The sequence below is a fragment of the Planobispora rosea genome, from assembly GCF_014648175.1.
GTDB classification, from domain to species: domain Bacteria; phylum Actinomycetota; class Actinomycetes; order Streptosporangiales; family Streptosporangiaceae; genus Planobispora; species Planobispora rosea.
Genome location: NZ_BMQP01000071.1, coordinates 1 through 16,287 on the forward strand (window position 1 = coordinate 1; position 16,287 = coordinate 16,287).

Genomic DNA, 16,287 nt, shown 5'->3' on the forward strand with positions numbered 1-16,287 from the left:
GCGCTGGCACGCCCGCCACGGCCTGGCGGTGACGGTGAACGTCTCCGGCCGCCAGTTGCGCGAGGACGATTTCGCCGAGACGGTACTGGCGGCACTGGCCGGGCACGAGCTGCCGCCCGGGGCGCTGATCCTGGAGATCACCGAGAGCATGCTGCTGGCCACCACCCCGGCCGAGACCGAGCGGATCATCGGGGTGCTGGCCGGGCTGCGCGAGCACGGGGTGCGCATCGCCCTGGACGACTTCGGCACGGGGTATTCGTCCCTGGCCTACCTGCGCAGTCTGCCGGTGGACATCGTCAAGATCGATCGTTCGTTCACCACGGCGCCGTCGGCGGCCGATCACGCTCAGGCGCGGGCGTTCACCAAGGCGATCGTGGAGCTGTCGGCGAGCCTGCGGCTGGGCACGATCGTGGAGGGGGTCGAGACCCGCGAGCAGGCGGTGGCGCTGCACCAGGTGGGCTGCACGCTGGCGCAGGGGTATCTGTTCTCGCCGCCGGCCACCGCCCGGCAGATCGACAACCTTCTCCACACCACCCTGACGTCCGAAGCCGCCTGAGTCCCGGCCGCCGGACGGGACTCAGGCGTCGTCGAGGGACCTCAGCAACGTGTCGCGCCGCGCCTCCAGCCCGACGATCAGGGCCTGCTGCTCGTCGGCCATGTTGATCATCTGTGACCGCTCGACGGCGTCGGCCGGGCCCAGATCCGTGAGCTGGTCGCGTATGGAGGCGACTTCCGCACGCAGCCGTTCCAGGTCCGCCTCCACCTGACGGAGTTCCTCTCTCTTGCTCATCCGGTGTCCATACCCCGGGATCGCGTCCCGACGCGGATCTCCGGTGCCCCGGGACCGTCCGGCGGGGAGATCGCGGCGGGCGGGGCGATCCGGGGAACCGCCCGATCCGCGAACGCCCCGATCCGGCAACACCCCGATCCGGCAACGCCCCGATCCGCGAACGGCCGCTAGGAGCTGTTTGGGGTTCGGATCTAGGTGGGGCCCGGTGGCGGGCCGACCGCGGCTGGTAGAACTCGGACGTGGCGTGGACTTCCCCTTCTAGCGTGGAGACCTGACCTAAGGAGAAGGTTGGGTCGTGGGAGAGACCAGCCGCAGGTTCGATCCAGAGTTCCGGGCGGGCGCGGTGCGCATCGTGCGGGAGACAGGAAAACCGATCGCGCAGGTCGCAAGGATCTGGGCATCAATGCGGGCACGCTGGCCAACTGGGTGCAGATGCCCCGGCCGGCTGGGCCGCCGGGCTCGTCCGCCAGCCGGTCGACGAACGCGGCGCAAGCCGTAGTCCGATGAAGGTCTTGGTCCACCCTGAGATGAATCGCGCCGAGTTTCGTGGAGACGGTGATGCGCCCCGGCGGATCCGGCTGCGGCGGGCTGCCCTGCCGGTTCCGGCAGGGGTGGCCGAGTCGTGCATGCCACCTCCCTGGATAACTTCCATCCTCGTCCACCGCTGGAGGAGGGGTTCACGGAACGGCTACGCGGGACGGACGAGCCGGTTCTCGTAAGCGAAGATCACTGCCTGCACGCGGTCACGCAGTTCCAGTTTCACCAGGATCCTGCTCAGGTGGGTCTTCACCGTGGCCTCCGCCAGGTGGAGCTCGGCGGCGAGTTCGGCGTTGGAAAGACCACGCGCCACCGCGACGAGCACTTCTCGTTCGCGCGGCGTGAGCCGGCTCAGACGCTCGTCGGCCGTCGGAGGGCCGTCGGCGGGGAGCCGGTGAGCGAAGTTCTCCAGCAGCAGGCGGGTGATCCGCGGAGAGACCACCGCGTCACCTCGCGCGACGTTACGGATCGCCGCGAGGAGTTCCTCGGGCAGAGCGTTCTTGAGGAGGAAGCCTGACGCACCCGCCCGCAGGCCCGCGAAGGCGTATTCGTCGAGGTCGAAGGTGGTCAGGATGAGGACCCGGGCCCGCCCGCCGCCCCGCACGATCCGGCTGGTCGCCTCGATGCCGTCGGTGCCGGGCATACGCACGTCCATCAGGACGACGTCGGGACGCAGTCGCCGTGTGAGCCGTACGGCCTCGACGCCGTCCCCCGCCTCTCCGACGACCTCCATGTCCGGCTGGGCGTCGAGGACCATGGTGAAGGCCATGCGCAGCAGCGGCTCGTCGTCGGCGAGCAGGACACGGATCGTCATGCCGCCCCGCTTCCGGCCGTCCCGAGGTTGAGGGTGGCGTGGACCCGCCAGCCCCGGCCGGGCAGCGGGCCCGCCTCCAGGACTCCGCCGTACGCGGCGGCGCGTTCCCGCATGCCGAGGATGCCGTGTCCGGGTGACGGAGGGCGGGCAGCGGCGGCGTGGCCGTCGTCGGTGACGTCGACCGTGACGGCATCCGAAGAGCAGCGCACGCGGACCTGAGCGCGGGCACCGGACGAGGCGTGCTTGAGGATGTTGGTCAAAGCCTCCTGCACGATCCTGTAGACGGTGAGCTGAGCGGTGACCGGGACGCCGGCGGATTCGCCCTCCAGTGCGAGGGTGGCCGACAGACCGGCCGCGCCCATGCGGTCGGCGAGGGCCGCCAGTTGCTCGATGCCGGGCATCGGGTGGCGCGCCTCGTCGGGCTCGTCGGCCCGCAGGACCCCGAGGACGCGCCGCATGTCGGCGATGGCCTGCCGGCCCGTGCTCGAGATCTGGCGCATGGCGGCGGAGGCCCTGTCGGGTGACCGGTGCTGCGCGAAGACCGCGCCGTCGGCGAGTGCCACCATCACCGACAGATTGTGGGTGACGATGTCGTGCATCTCACGGGCGATGCGGGCCCGTTCGCTCGCGACCGCGAGCCGGGCCCGCTGATCGCGCTCGCGTTCCAGGCGGACCGCGCGGTCTTCCAGGGAGGTGAGGTGGGAGCGTCTGAGCCGGACGTTCGTACCGGCGACCGCGACGGCCACGGCGATCGCGGTCAGGAAGACGACAGAGCGGAGGAATCCTCCCTCGGGCGCCGACCATCGGGCCGCGGCCAGCAGGATGCCCGCTTCGAGAACGAGCGCGGCTGTGAGGGTACGGCGCAGGGTGGAGCGCGAGGCCACAGTGTAGAGCGCGACCAGCAGCGCCGCGTCGGCCATCGTCTCGATACCGGTGAGCCACTGGACGAAGGCCGCAGCCGCCACCGCTGAGAACACCGCCAGCGGTGCGCGCCGCCGCCACACCAGGGGCAGCGCCAGTGCCAGGTGAAGGAGCAGCCCGCCGGAGGACCCCTGGTGGACGGGGCCGCCGATCCCGGCGCCCAGGAGGAAGACCGCCGCCGCCGGCACCACGTCGTGCGCCAGGAACGGGAGCAACCCCTCCGGGGCACTCGCCATAGTCGTCTCCCGCCGTAGAACAGTAAGCATGCACCGCACCTTCCGAACGAGGCGGAGATCCGTGGCCGGTCACGGAACAGCCCTCGCGACGACCGAAACGGTAGCGGGTCCCGGGGCATGGGAAGACGGCCCGCGGACGGGACGACCCGCGCCGGATCATCCTGGAGTCGTACACGGCCCACGCCCGTGAGGCGCCCGCCTCGACCGCGTTCGAGAGGAACGCCTGGCCAGAGGTGGTGTCACCGACACATACGGCGGCCTGCGCGCACGTCACGCCGCCGCGGGGAAGATCCGGCCGGAGGCCGACGCGCCGACGTTGCCGCCGGGCCTAGTTTCGTAGCCGCAGGGCGCGGGACACCCGTGGACGCCCGCGGATCTCTCGGCCCGCCGGACACGGGCCCGCCAGAGACAGATCCGCGGGGGGCGACCGCGCCGCGGACCACATCCGAGGGAGACACTCGATGCACAAATGGAAGACCGCCACCACCGCGGCCATGGCGGTCCTGGCAGGCGTTCTCATGGCCGGCGCGCACCCGGCCGCCGGGATCGCCCGGGCCGGAACCGGCGGCCACGGCTCACCGGAGAGCGGGCCCGAACGGTTCGAGCGGCAGAAACCCGCCTGGCACCGCTGCCGGAACGGCTCGGCAGACGCAGTGGGCGGGCAACTCGATGACGCCGGAGCCCGGTGCGCCGAGATCACCGTGCCGCTCGACTACAACCGCCCGGATGGACGCACCATCAAGGTCGCGCTGGCCCGGCTGCCCGCAACCGATCCCCAACGCCGGCGGGGAGCTCTGCTGTACAACCCCGGTGGCCCGGGTGTTCCCGCGATGCCGTTCATCCTGAAGCTCGGACAGGCCGCACCGGAGGTCGCGGCCCGCTACGACCTGATCGGGATGGACCCGCGGTTCGTCGGGCGCAGCACCCCCCTGAACTGCGGCTGGCCGGTGAGCGCCGTCGGCTCCGCAGGACCGGACCGGCGTTCCTTCCAGCGGACAGCGACGCTGGCCGAGGACCTCGCGTCGCGCTGCGCGGTTCACCGGGACATGCTGCCGCACGCCTCCACCCGCAACACCGCCCGGGACATGGACGTGGTCCGCGCCGTCCTCGGCGAGCCGCGGCTGTCCTACCTCGGCTCGTCGTACGGCACCTATCTGGGCGCGGTCTACCTGCAGCTGTTCCCCGGCCACGCCGACAGGGTCGTGCTGGACAGCGCCCTGGACCCGCACCTGTACGGTCCCGACCTGACGCGGACGGCGGGACCGGCCGTGGCGGCGGCCCTGGAGAGGTGGGCGGCCTGGGCGGCCCACCGTCACGGTCGCTACCGCCTGGGCTCCAGCCCCGCCGAGGTGCTGGCCACCGTGAACCGGATCAGCCGGGCCGCCGATCGCCACCCGCTGCGCGTCGGCGGCCACCGCGTCGACAGCCGCGTGCTGCCCATGCTCCTGTGGAACGTCACCGCCGGAGATGACACCGAGTCGTACGCCGCTTTCGCCGCCGACGTCCGGGTCCTGCACGATGCCGCCCGCGGCATGAAGGTCACTCCCACCCCGATCCTGGACGAGGTCATTCCCGGGCTGGACGCACCGGACGCTGATGGATATGTCAGCGCGCAGACCGCGATCCAGTGCGCGGACCGGGCCGTGTCCCGCGACCCCGAGGTCTACTACCGGGACATCCGGGCCCACCGTGCCGACGAGCCCCTGTTCGGCCCGCTGACGCGGAACCTCACCCCCTGTTCCTTCTGGCCCGTCGGACCCGCCGAGCCCCCGACGAGGATAGGAAACGACGTTCCGGTCCTGATGGTCGGGGCGGCGGGCGATCCGGCGGCCACCTATACCGGTCAGATAGCCATGCACCGCGCCCTCACCGGCTCCCGTCTGGTCACCTTGCGCGGCGCCTTCCGGCACACCGTGTACGCAGGGCTCTTCTCCCGGCGGAACACCTGCATCGACAAGGTCGTCGACCGTTACCTGCTCAATGGCGTGCTGCCCGCTCGGGATACCGTCTGCTCCTGACGCTTCCACGATCCGCGCTCCCCGGCGGCCGGTGAACGCGGAGGACGACCGGAGTCACCGACGGTTCTGGCGATCTCGGCGGAAAGACCGCTCCCTATCGGTCGCGATTCTCATAACCGGTGGTCCGCGATGGTCACCGCTGGGGGACCGTCGCGCCGGATCTCCCGGGCCGATCGGCCCGGGAGATCCCGGACACGTGAACGGGCACGAGATCATCGGCCGGTTGGGACACGGTCTACCTGGGACGCTCACCGGATGCGGAGCGCGGTGCTACACCGGCTCGCGGTCGGCATGGTGACGGCGCTGGTCGCCGTCCGCCACGCCGGGATGACGCACGGCGACCTCCGTCCCGACAATGTGGTGCCGCGCCCCGGCGGGCCGCGGGTGATCGCCTTTGGGGCGGCCAGAGCTCTGTCCGCAACGGACGCCGTCGACACTCGGAGCGCCGGGATCCCGGCCTTCGCTCGTCCCGGAGCTGCTCCGGGGCGAGCGACGTCCTGCTCGGACTGGTCAGCGAGCCGCTCATCGCCGACCTGGGCCCTCCACGGGCACGCCGCCCCCAAAGGCGTCCAGGGACATCACCCTGCCCGGTGCCGGCGTCACTCTGCACGAGCGTCCGAAGGACCCGGTCAGGCTCAGCGGTTACACGATGGAAGCGGACAGGACCACGAAGGCGGGCAGGCACAACACCAGCGGCGCCCACGGATGCAACCGCAGCCAGACGGGCCACCAGCCGGCTGCGGCAGCCGTCGCCTGCAGTACGGCAAGCGTGATGAACAATGGACGCTGATCGCCTGGAACCGACAGCACCTTCACCGTGGTCAGCGCTGTGCCCACGGTGAACAGCAAGGCCAGCTGCCGGGCGGCGTAGCCCGGACCTTCTCCGAGGAGGAACCACTGCCGACCTTGCGCACCTCCATAGACCATCGCCATAAAAGCCTCACACCCCCACTTTCAAGGCAAACCACCCAAGGAGGTTCGATGGGTCGGCATGCTGTGATGGCGACGGGTTCTGTCTCATAGGTGATCACCTATAAAGCAGCGGAGCGGCGATCGAGCGTCCAGGACAAAACCGTGTTCCATAAATCGGTGCAAACGCCCTGACTGTGAAACAGCCCTATGAAAGGGCTTGATCTACTTCTGCTGCTGAGGACTTCCGGCCCCCAGCCCCTGATCGGATTCTGGATTGCGGCGGCACCGAAACGCATGCCAACGCCTTGGGACGCCCCGCCCTGGCCACCCTGCTGAGCTGCCCGAACCGACTTAATGTGCATTCCGGTTCCGCCACAGGGTCATTCCCCGTATCTTGCAAGGGCTTCCTGTCGATCTGACAAAAAGCTATGGTGGGCTCATGCCTGACCCCCCATGGCAGCCACCACGCGTCCTGCTCGCGGTCGACCTGGTGATCTTGACGCTGCGTGAGGCGCGCCTGCACGTCCTGCTTGTGGAACGCGGCATTGACCCGTTCCTCGGGGCTCTTGCTCTGCCGGGCGGCTTCCTATGTGACGAGCACGAGGACATCGAGGCGGCGGCGCGACGCGAACTGTCGGAGGAGGCAGGCCTGCCCGACGTGCACCTGGAGCCCTTGGCCGTGTACGGCGAGCCGGGCCGTGACCCCCGTGGCCGCGTCGTATCCGTGGCCTACCTGGCCATCGCGCCCCGCCTGCCCGAGCCGGTCGCCGGCACCGACGCCGCGGGTGCCTGCTGGACGTCGGTGGAGCACGCTCTGGCGCCGGGCACGAAGCTGGCCTTTGACCATCGCCGCATCCTCATCGATGGGGTCGAGCGCGCGCGCATCCAGCTCGAGCACACCGCCCTGGCTACCTCGTTTTGCGCCGAGACCTTCACCATCTCGGAGCTGCAGCAGGTGTATGAGGCGGTCTGGGGTGTTCGCCTCGATCCGCGTAACTTCTACCGCAAGGTCCAGGGCACCCGCGGCTTCATCGTCGCCGACGGCCCGATGCGCAAGACCCCGAACGGGCGGCCCGCCCGGCTCTTCAGGGCGGGTCCGGTCCACGTCCTCAATCCCCCGATGACTCGGCCTTAGGAGGTCGATGGTCATGATCGTGATTCTCACCGCGCTGGATCTGGAGTATCAGGCTGTCCGCGGGCACCTGACCAACGTGCGCGTGCACCGCCACACCGCGGGCACCCGCTTCGAGCTCGGCCGCCTCGCCGGCGACGGACCACGGGTGGCCCTGGGGCTGGTCGGTAAGGGCAACCACCCTTCGGCGGTGATCACCGAGCGGGCGATCGCTGAGTTCTCGCCGTCGGCGCTGCTGTTTGTGGGGGTCGCCGGGGCCCTGTGGCCCGGCATCGGCCTGGGCGATGTGGTGGTGGCCACGCACGTGTACGCCTACCACGGCGGCACCAGCGAAGACGACGGCCTCAAAGCCCGCCCGCGCGCGTGGGAGATCGACCACGAGACCGACCAGATCGCCCGCCATCTCTACCGCACCCAGAGCTGGACCCGTCACCTGCCGGCAGACGCGGCCGTGCCCGCGGTGCGCTTCGGCCCGATCGCGGCTGGCGAGGTCGTACAGGATTCGGCGATCTCCGCGCACGCCCGGTGGGTGCGCCAGACCTACAACGACGCGCTCGCGATCGAGATGGAGTCGGCCGGCGTGGCCCAGGCGGCCCACCACAACAGGTCGCTGCCCATGGCCGTGGTACGCGGCATCAGCGACCGCGCCGACGGCACCAAGACCGCGACCGATGGCCTGAGTTGGCAGCCGAAGGCGGCGGCCAACGCCGCCGCCTTCGCCGTGGCCCTGGCTCAGGAACTGGCCACAGAGCACGACAACCATCCGGTGAGTACGGCGAGAGAGGCGAAAGGCATGACCGACCGCGTGAAGAACGTCGCCCGCGACAATGCCCGGGTGGGCGTGCAGGCTGGACACATCCACGGCAACGTCACCATCGGCCACCCGCCCCAGACCCAGGCCGCCGACCCGGTCACCCAGCTCGCCGAGCTGCGCGACCGGCTTGCCCGGGCGCGCAAGGCTCAGGAAGTGGACGAGGAGACCTTCACCGCGGCGGAGGCAGAGATCACCGTCGCCGCCGAATCGCTGTCGGAGAGCACCGAGCAGGGCAGAAGCAAAGCGGTGATCGCGCTCAAGAAACTCCGCGGGCTCCTGGCGGAGGTGGCGGAGCTGGCGGCGCACGTCTCAGCCGTTATCGCGGCCATCCGGGGCGTCCTATGAACGATTCTTCCTCCGCTCCGACCAACCTCGCCATGGACTCGGCGAACGTCGCCGTCCAGGCAGAAGCCATCCACGGGCCGGTCAACGTCTACCAGGCCACAGCCGCCCTCTCACCCGAGCAGACTTTCGAGGTCGGGCTCAATTGCCTGCGCGCCGGGATGGCTCGGGAGGCGCGTGAGCACCTCCGCGACGCCGTGGTCCTGCGCCACTACATCAACGGTCTGTCCTGCTTCTACCTGCTGCTGGCCCTGCTCAGCGGACGTACTCTGCAGCAGGTGCCGCCGACGGAGATCACCATGCTGCGCTGCGTGCGCGGCGTCGTCAAAGCCGACGACGAGTGGGCCGATGCGATCAAACTGATCGACCATCTGCTGACATCCCGTCCAACGGAGAACGGGGCCGCTGACCTAGAGCAGGAACTCCAGAAGCTGACCGACGAGCAGCGCAACGACGTTCTGCAGCACATGGAGATGTTCCTGGACAGCTCCGCTGAGGACGCCCTGTGGACGCACGCGTTCGAGGCGGCCAGGAGTGACCGTTGTGCGAATGACCGGCTGGGCCGGGCCTGGAAGTTCTTCCAGCCGGATCCCCGCGACGCACGGGTCCGGCCGGCCGATCCTGTCCGCATCGGACTCGGCGTCTGGACCGGAGCGGCGGTGACCACCGCGTTGGCCCTGGTGAGCGTCGGCTTCATCGGCGTCACGGCATGGCAGCACACCGGGACGGCAGCGGTGGCTGCTCTGCTGGTTCTGGCGGCCAGCTGCTACACGAGTGTGCGCATCGGTGTGGAGTGGCGGTGCAAGAAGGAGCGCCGCCAGGCGAAGGACCGCGAATATCTGCGCCGACCGGCCACCACCAGGCGCGGTGATGGCTTCGCCAGCAAGATCGACCAGCAGTTCAACCACTATTCCGCGCTATACGCCCCGCGCGGCGCGGACAAGGCCCGTTGGCTGTCGGAGACGGCGGGGGTGCGCCGGGCCTTGCGTGATGAGGTCGTCACCATTTACCGGGAGAGCACGGTCAACGCCAAGCAAGTCGCCTGGCTGACCCGCTACCTGGTCGCTGATGTCGCGCGACGCTGGCAGGCAGGCAGCCTATGGGACTACCGCAAGGAGCTGCGCGTCCCCTGGTCCAGGAAAGCGATGTGCGTGCTCACCGCCATTGCGGCGACTGCGGCGGGCATCTTCCTGATCTGGAGCGGCGCGCACGTCACGGCGTTCACTGTGTCGCTGACCGCGCTCGTCGCTGTGATCTCGGTCTGGTCGACAGCCCGCCTCTGGTTGCGCATCGCCGCGGAGTACAAGCGCCACGCCGCCGACAAGGCGGAGGAGCAGCGCCTGTGGGCCGCCCGCCAGGCGGCTTGCGAGCGGTGGAAGAGCAAGCTCGCCGACAGACCGGATGATCTACAGATGGCCCGCTGGCTGGAGTGTGACCGCAAGGCGTTGATGGAACGGGCGATGGCCCTCTACAGGCTGAAGCGGCAGGACGTCTTGGCTCACGCCTTCATCGAGGCGCCCGCCACGCCCTCCTACGACCGGGCACGCATCGAGAACGGGCCATGGCGCTACTCGAAGTACAAGATTCTGCTTTTCCTACTCACCAAAGACGGTGTGCGGCAGCTGACGGTGCACCTCGACTTCCGGAAGGCCACCTTCCATCGATTGGCACGTACCAACTACCGCTACGACGCGTTCACCTCCGTCCAGGTGGCCGAGACCGATAGCGGGGAGAACGTCTTTGAGCTGACGCTGACCAACGGCGATCCGATCAAGGTCAAAGTGACCGATCCACCCACAGACGTCACCGAGAAGGAAGACAAAGACCCACAGGGTGCCTCACAAATGACCCTCGACACGGCAGGCCTCGGCAACGCCCTGCACGTCCTGGAAGGGATCGCGGCGGAAGGCAAACAGTGGATCACCTTCGAACGCGAACGCGAGAAAGTCTCTCTCGCGGAGGTGAGCAACGCCGTGAACGCCATCTTCGTCTGACAAACCATGACCGATCGGCGAACCAGCTCACATGGCTGTTCACTCATCGAACGGGATCTGGACGTAGCGGAGCGGCCAGACAACTGATCGATACGGCGTCATTGAGGTGATGGCTCGCTGACAGGCGTTGGCGAGAAGGATCGCATCGAGACAACCACCAACCCTAATACTCCCCGGATAACGTCGGCGCGGCCCGCAGGCCAGTGCCGGGAAAACTCCCCGGATAAGAAGGGGACGGCGCGTCATGGCCGCTCGCGCCGCGAAGACGACCGCCAGTCGGGGCGCCGCGGTGGTGCCGATCCCGCCCAGATCCAGGCCCTGCTCGGCCACGCCTCGATTGAGACCTCCGCCCGCTATTTCCGCGCCTCGGCCGCCGAGGTCACCGCCCTGGCCGACGCCGCCCTGGACTACTGAAGTCCTCAGGCGCGACGGACAGCCGCCTCCCGCTCACCAGGAGATGACGGGCACACGGCTGGGGTGCCCCGAGCCCGCTCCTTCAAGACCGCTTCCTCACCGGGGCTCGGCAGGAAAGCGTTGAGGCGGTTCGCGAGGCGTTGCGACCCCTCGTAGGGGCGATGAGGACCGGCCGCGTCCGAGATGCGGTGTAAAAGAGAACGAGCGTAGGTTGCCGTGCTGAACCGACCAAAGTTCGCACTACGCAAGGACCTACGCTCGTGGCACGCACACTACCGCCCGTTCAAGCCATCCGCGCCGAGGTCGACGCCCTGTTCGCCTCCGAGCGTGACCTGGTCGAGGTCATCGAGGACGTCGCCCGGCTCGGTGCTCGCCTGATCATCCAGACCGCTGTGGAGGCCGAGGTGGACGCCTTCCTCAGCCGCGCCCGCTACCAGCGCGCCACCGCCGTCGCCGATGGTGAGCAGGCCGTACGGCCCGGCCACCGCAACGGGCACTGCCCCACCACCATCAAGACCACCAGCGGCCCGGCCACCATCGCCCGCCCGAAGCTGCGCGGCACCACCGAGAAGTTCGCCTCCCGACTGTTCGGCACCGGCGTCAGTCGCACCCACGCGCTGGAGAGCCTGGTCATCGCCTCGTTCGTGCGCGGGTTGTCGGTGCGCGAGGTCCAGGGCGCCCTGGCTGATGCGCTCGGCCCGGAGGCGGCACTGTCCAAATCGACGGTGGCGGCCATCTGCCAGGCCATCGTCACCGAATACGACACCTGGTGCCGCCGCGACCTGACCGACGTCGAGCTGGACTACCTGTTCCTGGACGCCAGCCATTTCAAGATGCACCACGGGCAGCGCGCCGAGCCGGTGCTGGCCGCCTGGGGCATCACCACCGGCGGCAAGCCCATCTTCATCGGCCTGGCCCCGGCCGCCGAGCAGGTCTTTGCGGCCTCGCTGCGCCAGCGCTGCGTGATCCACAAATACCGCAACGTGCTATCGAAGGTCAGCACCGGCGACCAGGCCGAAGTCAAGGCCGCCTTCTGGGACATCTTCGATGTCGGCGGCCTGCAGCAGGACGGCAAGGAGATCGAGCCGGGCCCAGCACTGGTCGCCTGCGTCCAGGCCCGCATCGACGCCTTCGCCGAGGCCTGGGACGGGCGCTATCCGGCGGCGGTCAAGAGCCTGCTGGCCGACCGCGCCTCGCTGACGACCTACCTGCGCTTCCCGATCGAGCACCACAAGCGCATCCGCCACTCCAACTTCATCGAGCGCACTTTCGGTGAGACCCGCCGCCGGGTCAAGGTCATCGGCCGTTTCCCCGGCGAGACCTCCTGCGTCAGCCTGGTGTGGGCGGTGCTGGATCGGGCCTCTGGCGGCTGGCGCGGCTTCACCATGACCTCCAAGGGCCTGCGCACCCTGCACGACCTGCGCCGAGCCCTGCTCGCCCCGCCCAGCCGGCTCCACCCGGCAGCCGCCCCGGCCACTGACTCGACGCCCGAAACAGCAGCCGCTTAAGATCAGCCCCCGGCACCTACCTCGTTGAGCTTTTCACACCGCTCCGAGAACGCGACCTCGGGTGCCGACGTGTGACATCAGACGTGTGACATCAGTGGTCCCCTCTCTGGCCACGCGCCACCACCGCCCCGCCGTCCCCGTCGTTCCCGGCCCGTGCTGGGCGGAATGCCCCCGCGGAATCGCGGGCAGCGAGACGGAGGCGGGGCGGCGGTGGCCGGACGCCGGAGCCGCGGGCGCCCTCAGCCGGTGGGCGGCAGGTCGGCGGCGACCGGGTCGGGGACGGGCGGGGACGCGGCTGCGGCGACCCGGGTACGCGGACCGGGGAGCCTGAGGGCGGCCAGGACGGCCGTCAGCATGACGGCGCCCAGGATGTAGACGGCGGCGCGCATGCCGTCGGCGGAGGCGACGCGCAGGGCCTGCCCGGACAGCCCTGCGATGTCGTGGTTGGCGACGGCCACGAGAACAGCCAGACCCGCGGCGGTCCCCACCTGCAGCGCGGTGGAGGCCACCCCTGAGGCCAGGCCCTGTTCGCCCGCCGAGACGCCGGTGCCGGCGGCGACCCACATGGCCTCGTAGGTGATGCCCATGCCCAGACCGATGACGACGACCCCGACCAGGACGGTCAGGACGGATCCGTCCGCATGCATACCGGGGGCCAGGAGCGCAGCACCCACGGCATTGGCGACGATGCCGATCATCAGCGTGCTCCGGGTGCCGAAGCGGTGGATCAGTCGCTCGCTGAGGACGTTGCCGGCCGTGATCGACAGGGTCGGGCCGAGGAACGCCAGCCCGGTCTCCAGGGCGCTGAAGCCGAGAACGTCCTGGAAGTACAGGGTCAGGAAGTACGGCACGGCTTGCATCGTCAGCCCGAAGACGAGGATGACCACGACCGCTCCGCTGAGCGCGCGGTTGCGGAACAGCCGCAGCGGCATCAACGGTGTCCGGCCGCGGACCTGGAGGCGCAGGAACGCGGCCAGCAGGACCGCGGCGAGAACGGCAGCGGCGATCACCTCTGCCCGCGCCCAGCCGGCCTCGGAGCCGTGCGTGACCATGAAGATCAGCAACGTGACGCCCGCGGTACCGGTCAGCGCTCCGGGCACGTCGACGCTTCCTGTGGTGACGCGGCCGTCGGGGGGCAGCAGGGCGAAGGCGGCGACGGCACCCACGGCGGCCAGCGGAACGTTGACGTAGAACACGGCCTGCCAGCCGAGGACCTGGGTGAGCACCCCGCCGGCCAGCGAGCCCGCGGTGAGCCCGCCGGCGCCCGCCATGGCCCAGACCGTCAGCGCGCGGTTGCGCTCCCTGCCCTCGGCGAAGGCGGTGTTGACCAGGGCCAGGACCGAGGGGAACAGCACCGCGCCGGCGAGACCCTGCACGGCGCGTGCGGCGAGCAGCACCGCCGGCGCCGTGGCCAGGCCGCCCAGTACGGAGGCCGCGCCGTACAGCGCCATGCCGAGCACGAACATCCGCCGGCGTCCCATCAGGTCGGACAGCCGGCCGCCCAACAGGAGGAAGCCTCCGTAGAGGACGGCGTACGCGGTGACCACCCATTGCAGGGTGTGCGGGGTGAAGCCGACATCGGTGGCGATGTCGGGCAGGGCTACATAGATGATGGTGAAGTCGAGACTGATGATCAGGTGCCCGAGTGCGAGCAGCGCGAGGCTCCATCCCGGCCGTTGACCGCGGGCCGGGGACTGAGCTGCGGACATGGGTGTGCCTTTCGTCCGTGTGTGGTCCGGTGGCTTGTCATGGCTGCACCCGGACCGGCGGACATTTGTTGGCACACCCCTTGAGGGCGCTGGGGTGGGCGGCGCCCGGGCTCGGTCCGTCCGGTCCGGTCATCGCCCCTGCCTTCCCTGCGTGCACTGCGCTGGCTTCGGGACGACTATGCCGCCCGCCGCGGCCTACGGCATCGGACGTCGGGTCGGTATGTCCTGGGACCTTGGACCTAGGACCACCGGACACCCGAGGCCGGGAGCGGCGTCAGCCCCGGACGGCACGGGCCCCGCGAAAGGTCAGGCCGGTCCCACGACGGCCCTCAGCAGGTAGTGGGCGTCGCCGTCCGTGAAGCCGACCGAGACCGAGAACGGCTGGTTGCGGCAGCTGACCGCGCCGCCCTCGGAGACGTACCGCACATCGATGAGATCGTTACCGTTGGGCCAGGTGTCGTCCTCCCACAGCTCCAGGCGGATCCGGTCGGTGAACTCCTCGCTGACGGTTCCGATGCCGCGCGTCTGACCGAGGGCGAAGGTCGCCGAGGTCAGATAGCTCGGCCACCAGTCGCCGCCCACCTTGAGGAAGACCTCGTCCTGTTCCTCGGCGTCCTCCTGCAGGTCGACGGCGGTCAGCGAATCCGGTACGAACCGGCAGGCGTCAGCGGCCGCGCTCGCCGGGGTGATGGCCAGGGACGCCGGGGCGATGACGATCAGGATCGTCGTCAAGACCGCTCGCAGCGTTCGGGAAGCCTTGGGCATGGTGTCCCTCCGGGTACATGAGAAGGTCCATGCGTGGCGTGCCGCCGGCTGCGCGGTTCCATCCGTCCCTGGGCCCGGGTCGCAGCGACGGTCCGGGCCCTTCGAGGGCCGGATGGCCGAACCGGGGAGCGGGCGGTCGTGTCACACGGAATCTTCGACCATACGACTGCAAGGACACGGAGGAAACATGCGTTTCGCCATGTCATTGAAGATCATCGCCGACCCCCGCGGCGTGTCCGGTCAGCCGATCGGCGTGTAGATCATCCCCAGCCGGTCCATCTCCTGGCCCGCCCGGCCGTGGAAACCGGCGATCCGCCAGCCCGCGGGTACGGTGGAGGAGACGCAGTCGGCGGTCGGGGTGCCGCCCGCCAAGGTACGGCCCGCGCTAGGAGCTGTTTGGGGTTCGGATCTAGGTGGGGCCCGGTGGCGGGCCGACCGCGGCTGGTAGAACTCGGACGTGGTGCGCTTTGATGTGACCGATGCCGAGTGGGCGTTGATCGAGCCGTATCTGCCGGTGGCGGCCACCGGGCCGCTGCCGCGACGGCTGCGGGATCAGTTCAACGGGATCTTGTGGCGGTTTCGCACCGGGTCTGGCTGGCGTGATGTCCCCGAACGCTACGGGCCCTGGTCCACGCTGTATTCCCGGTTCAACACCTGGGCCAAGGCCGGGGTGTTCCACACCCTGATGGAGGCGTTGATCGCCGAGGCCGCATCGCGCGGGCAGGTCGGGCTGGAGCTGGTCAGCGTGGGCTCCACCATCGTGCGGGCCCATCAGGAATCGGCCGGGCTGGCCGTGGCCGGGGAGACGTTGGATGCGCTGGAGCAGGCCCTGACCGAGGAAAAGGGGGCGGTACTGGAGCAGCAGCCGCCGGTGCTGAGAGTGATGCGCCGCAGGTCACTCCCGGCGCGGACGGCACGGGCGGTCCGGACGCGTCATCGGGCTGTGCATGCCGCGGTCGACGCCGCCGGGCGGCCGCTGGCTTTCGTGCTCACGCCCGGCCAGGCCGCCGACTGCCCGCAGTTCATCACCGTCGTGGACAAGATCCGCATCCCCGGTCCGGTCGGCCGGCCCCGCACCCGTCCGGGCGCGGTCGGGCGCGGACAAGGCGTATTCGTCTCGCGCCAACCGTGCCTACCTGAGGAGACGTCATATCAAGGCGGTCATCCCGGAGAAGAAGGACCAGGTGGCCAACCGCAGGAAGAAGGGCAGCCGGGGCGGCCGGCCCGTCAGCTACGAGACCGGGCTCTACCTTCGAGGTTCGATCATGTGGCTGAAGCTCCTCACCTCAACCACATGATCCGAACCTCGAACAGCTCCTAATACTGCAACGGCACTTATGTGATGGCGTGGCCGCGTCTTCGGTAGTGGGAGCGTCGAGCT

15 protein-coding genes are annotated in these 16,287 nt (G+C 69.6%); 7 read left to right on the top strand and 8 right to left on the bottom strand.

Annotated elements, in window-relative coordinates:
* Positions 1 to 556 (top strand): EAL domain-containing protein (locus IEZ08_RS37240; RefSeq protein WP_189244055.1); only part of this gene is annotated, 556 nt, incomplete at its 5' end.
* Positions 557 to 577: 21 nt separating this feature from the next.
* Here the strand turns inward: IEZ08_RS37240 and IEZ08_RS37245 are convergent.
* From IEZ08_RS37245 to IEZ08_RS37255, 3 genes are all read right to left on the bottom strand, one after another.
* On the bottom strand, positions 578 to 790 hold the full coding sequence (locus IEZ08_RS37245) for a hypothetical protein (RefSeq protein WP_141704011.1): 213 nt from the start codon (positions 788 to 790) through the stop codon (positions 578 to 580).
* A gap of 688 nt (positions 791 to 1,478) precedes the next feature.
* Positions 1,479 to 2,141 carry a response regulator gene (locus IEZ08_RS37250; protein ID WP_068923735.1) on the bottom strand — a complete coding sequence of 221 codons (663 nt, stop codon included), beginning with the start codon at positions 2,139 to 2,141 and terminating at the stop codon, positions 1,479 to 1,481.
* Positions 2,138 to 3,298, bottom strand: a complete 1,161-nt coding sequence (locus tag IEZ08_RS37255) for a sensor histidine kinase (protein ID WP_189244056.1) — start codon at positions 3,296 to 3,298, stop codon at positions 2,138 to 2,140. The genes IEZ08_RS37250 and IEZ08_RS37255 overlap by 4 nt, the downstream gene beginning before the upstream one ends.
* A gap of 461 nt (positions 3,299 to 3,759) precedes the next feature.
* Between IEZ08_RS37255 and IEZ08_RS37260 the strand changes: the two genes are divergently transcribed.
* Positions 3,760 to 5,316 carry an alpha/beta hydrolase gene (locus tag IEZ08_RS37260; protein WP_189244057.1) on the top strand — a complete coding sequence of 519 codons (1,557 nt, stop codon included), beginning with the start codon at positions 3,760 to 3,762 and terminating at the stop codon, positions 5,314 to 5,316.
* Positions 5,317 to 5,958: 642 nt separating this feature from the next.
* Here IEZ08_RS37260 and IEZ08_RS37265 read toward each other — a convergent pair.
* Positions 5,959 to 6,249, bottom strand: coding sequence for a hypothetical protein (locus IEZ08_RS37265; RefSeq protein ID WP_189244058.1), 291 nt, complete (start codon positions 6,247 to 6,249; stop codon positions 5,959 to 5,961).
* A gap of 418 nt (positions 6,250 to 6,667) precedes the next feature.
* On the opposite strand from IEZ08_RS37265, the gene IEZ08_RS37270 reads away from it, so the two are divergent.
* Genes IEZ08_RS37270 through IEZ08_RS37280 form a run of 3 tightly spaced genes read left to right on the top strand, consistent with a single transcriptional unit; the run spans position 6,668 to position 10,510 of the window.
* Complete coding sequence (locus IEZ08_RS37270) at positions 6,668 to 7,363, top strand: NUDIX hydrolase (protein WP_068923739.1); 696 nt, start codon at positions 6,668 to 6,670, stop codon at positions 7,361 to 7,363.
* Positions 7,364 to 7,376: 13 nt separating this feature from the next.
* On the top strand, positions 7,377 to 8,519 hold the full coding sequence (locus IEZ08_RS37275) for a 5'-methylthioadenosine/S-adenosylhomocysteine nucleosidase family protein (RefSeq protein ID WP_229803927.1): 1,143 nt from the start codon (positions 7,377 to 7,379) through the stop codon (positions 8,517 to 8,519).
* A gap of 32 nt (positions 8,520 to 8,551) precedes the next feature.
* Positions 8,552 to 10,510, top strand: a complete 1,959-nt coding sequence (locus tag IEZ08_RS37280; protein ID WP_084780125.1) for a hypothetical protein — start codon at positions 8,552 to 8,554, stop codon at positions 10,508 to 10,510.
* A 39-nt stretch (positions 10,511 to 10,549) separates the two neighbouring features.
* On the opposite strand, the gene IEZ08_RS37285 is transcribed toward IEZ08_RS37280, so the two are convergent.
* Positions 10,550 to 10,840 (bottom strand): hypothetical protein, encoded by a 291-nt coding sequence (locus tag IEZ08_RS37285; RefSeq protein WP_141704015.1) that lies wholly within the window; start codon positions 10,838 to 10,840, stop codon positions 10,550 to 10,552.
* Between the two features lie 344 nt (positions 10,841 to 11,184).
* Here IEZ08_RS37285 and IEZ08_RS37290 point away from each other — a divergent pair, with 344 nt between their 5' ends.
* Positions 11,185 to 12,432 (top strand): transposase, encoded by a 1,248-nt coding sequence (locus IEZ08_RS37290; RefSeq protein ID WP_068923742.1) that lies wholly within the window; start codon positions 11,185 to 11,187, stop codon positions 12,430 to 12,432.
* A gap of 239 nt (positions 12,433 to 12,671) precedes the next feature.
* Here IEZ08_RS37290 and IEZ08_RS37295 read toward each other — a convergent pair whose 3' ends face one another.
* The 3 genes from IEZ08_RS37295 to IEZ08_RS40440 all read right to left on the bottom strand — a co-directional run bounded on the left by IEZ08_RS37295 (position 12,672) and on the right by IEZ08_RS40440 (position 15,278).
* Positions 12,672 to 14,141: an MFS transporter gene (locus IEZ08_RS37295; RefSeq protein WP_189244059.1), complete on the bottom strand. Its 1,470-nt coding sequence runs from the start codon at positions 14,139 to 14,141 to the stop codon at positions 12,672 to 12,674.
* 306 nt (positions 14,142 to 14,447) lie between these two features.
* A complete protein-coding gene (locus IEZ08_RS37300; protein WP_141704017.1) occupies positions 14,448 to 14,873 on the bottom strand; it encodes a hypothetical protein in 426 nt (141 codons plus the stop codon).
* A 273-nt stretch (positions 14,874 to 15,146) separates the two neighbouring features.
* Positions 15,147 to 15,278, bottom strand: coding sequence for a jacalin-like lectin (locus IEZ08_RS40440; protein WP_268249399.1), 132 nt, complete (start codon positions 15,276 to 15,278; stop codon positions 15,147 to 15,149).
* An 85-nt stretch (positions 15,279 to 15,363) separates the two neighbouring features.
* Between IEZ08_RS40440 and IEZ08_RS37310 the strand changes: the two genes are divergently transcribed.
* Complete coding sequence (locus IEZ08_RS37310; protein ID WP_229803928.1) at positions 15,364 to 16,227, top strand: IS5 family transposase; 864 nt, start codon at positions 15,364 to 15,366, stop codon at positions 16,225 to 16,227.
* The last annotated feature ends 60 nt before the right edge of the window (positions 16,228 to 16,287 follow it).

Coding starts and splice junctions, on each gene's coding strand:
- IEZ08_RS37245 (WP_141704011.1), bottom strand. CDS start 790: ATGAGCAAGAGAGAGGAACTCCGTCAGGTGGAGGCGGACCTGGAACGG.
- IEZ08_RS37250 (WP_068923735.1), bottom strand. CDS start 2,141: ATGACGATCCGTGTCCTGCTCGCCGACGACGAGCCGCTGCTGCGCATG.
- IEZ08_RS37255 (WP_189244056.1), bottom strand. CDS start 3,298: ATGGCGAGTGCCCCGGAGGGGTTGCTCCCGTTCCTGGCGCACGACGTG.
- IEZ08_RS37260 (WP_189244057.1), top strand. CDS start 3,760: ATGCACAAATGGAAGACCGCCACCACCGCGGCCATGGCGGTCCTGGCA.
- IEZ08_RS37265 (WP_189244058.1), bottom strand. CDS start 6,249: ATGGCGATGGTCTATGGAGGTGCGCAAGGTCGGCAGTGGTTCCTCCTC.
- IEZ08_RS37270 (WP_068923739.1), top strand. CDS start 6,668: ATGCCTGACCCCCCATGGCAGCCACCACGCGTCCTGCTCGCGGTCGAC.
- IEZ08_RS37275 (WP_229803927.1), top strand. CDS start 7,377: ATGATCGTGATTCTCACCGCGCTGGATCTGGAGTATCAGGCTGTCCGC.
- IEZ08_RS37280 (WP_084780125.1), top strand. CDS start 8,552: ATGGACTCGGCGAACGTCGCCGTCCAGGCAGAAGCCATCCACGGGCCG.
- IEZ08_RS37295 (WP_189244059.1), bottom strand. CDS start 14,141: ATGTCCGCAGCTCAGTCCCCGGCCCGCGGTCAACGGCCGGGATGGAGC.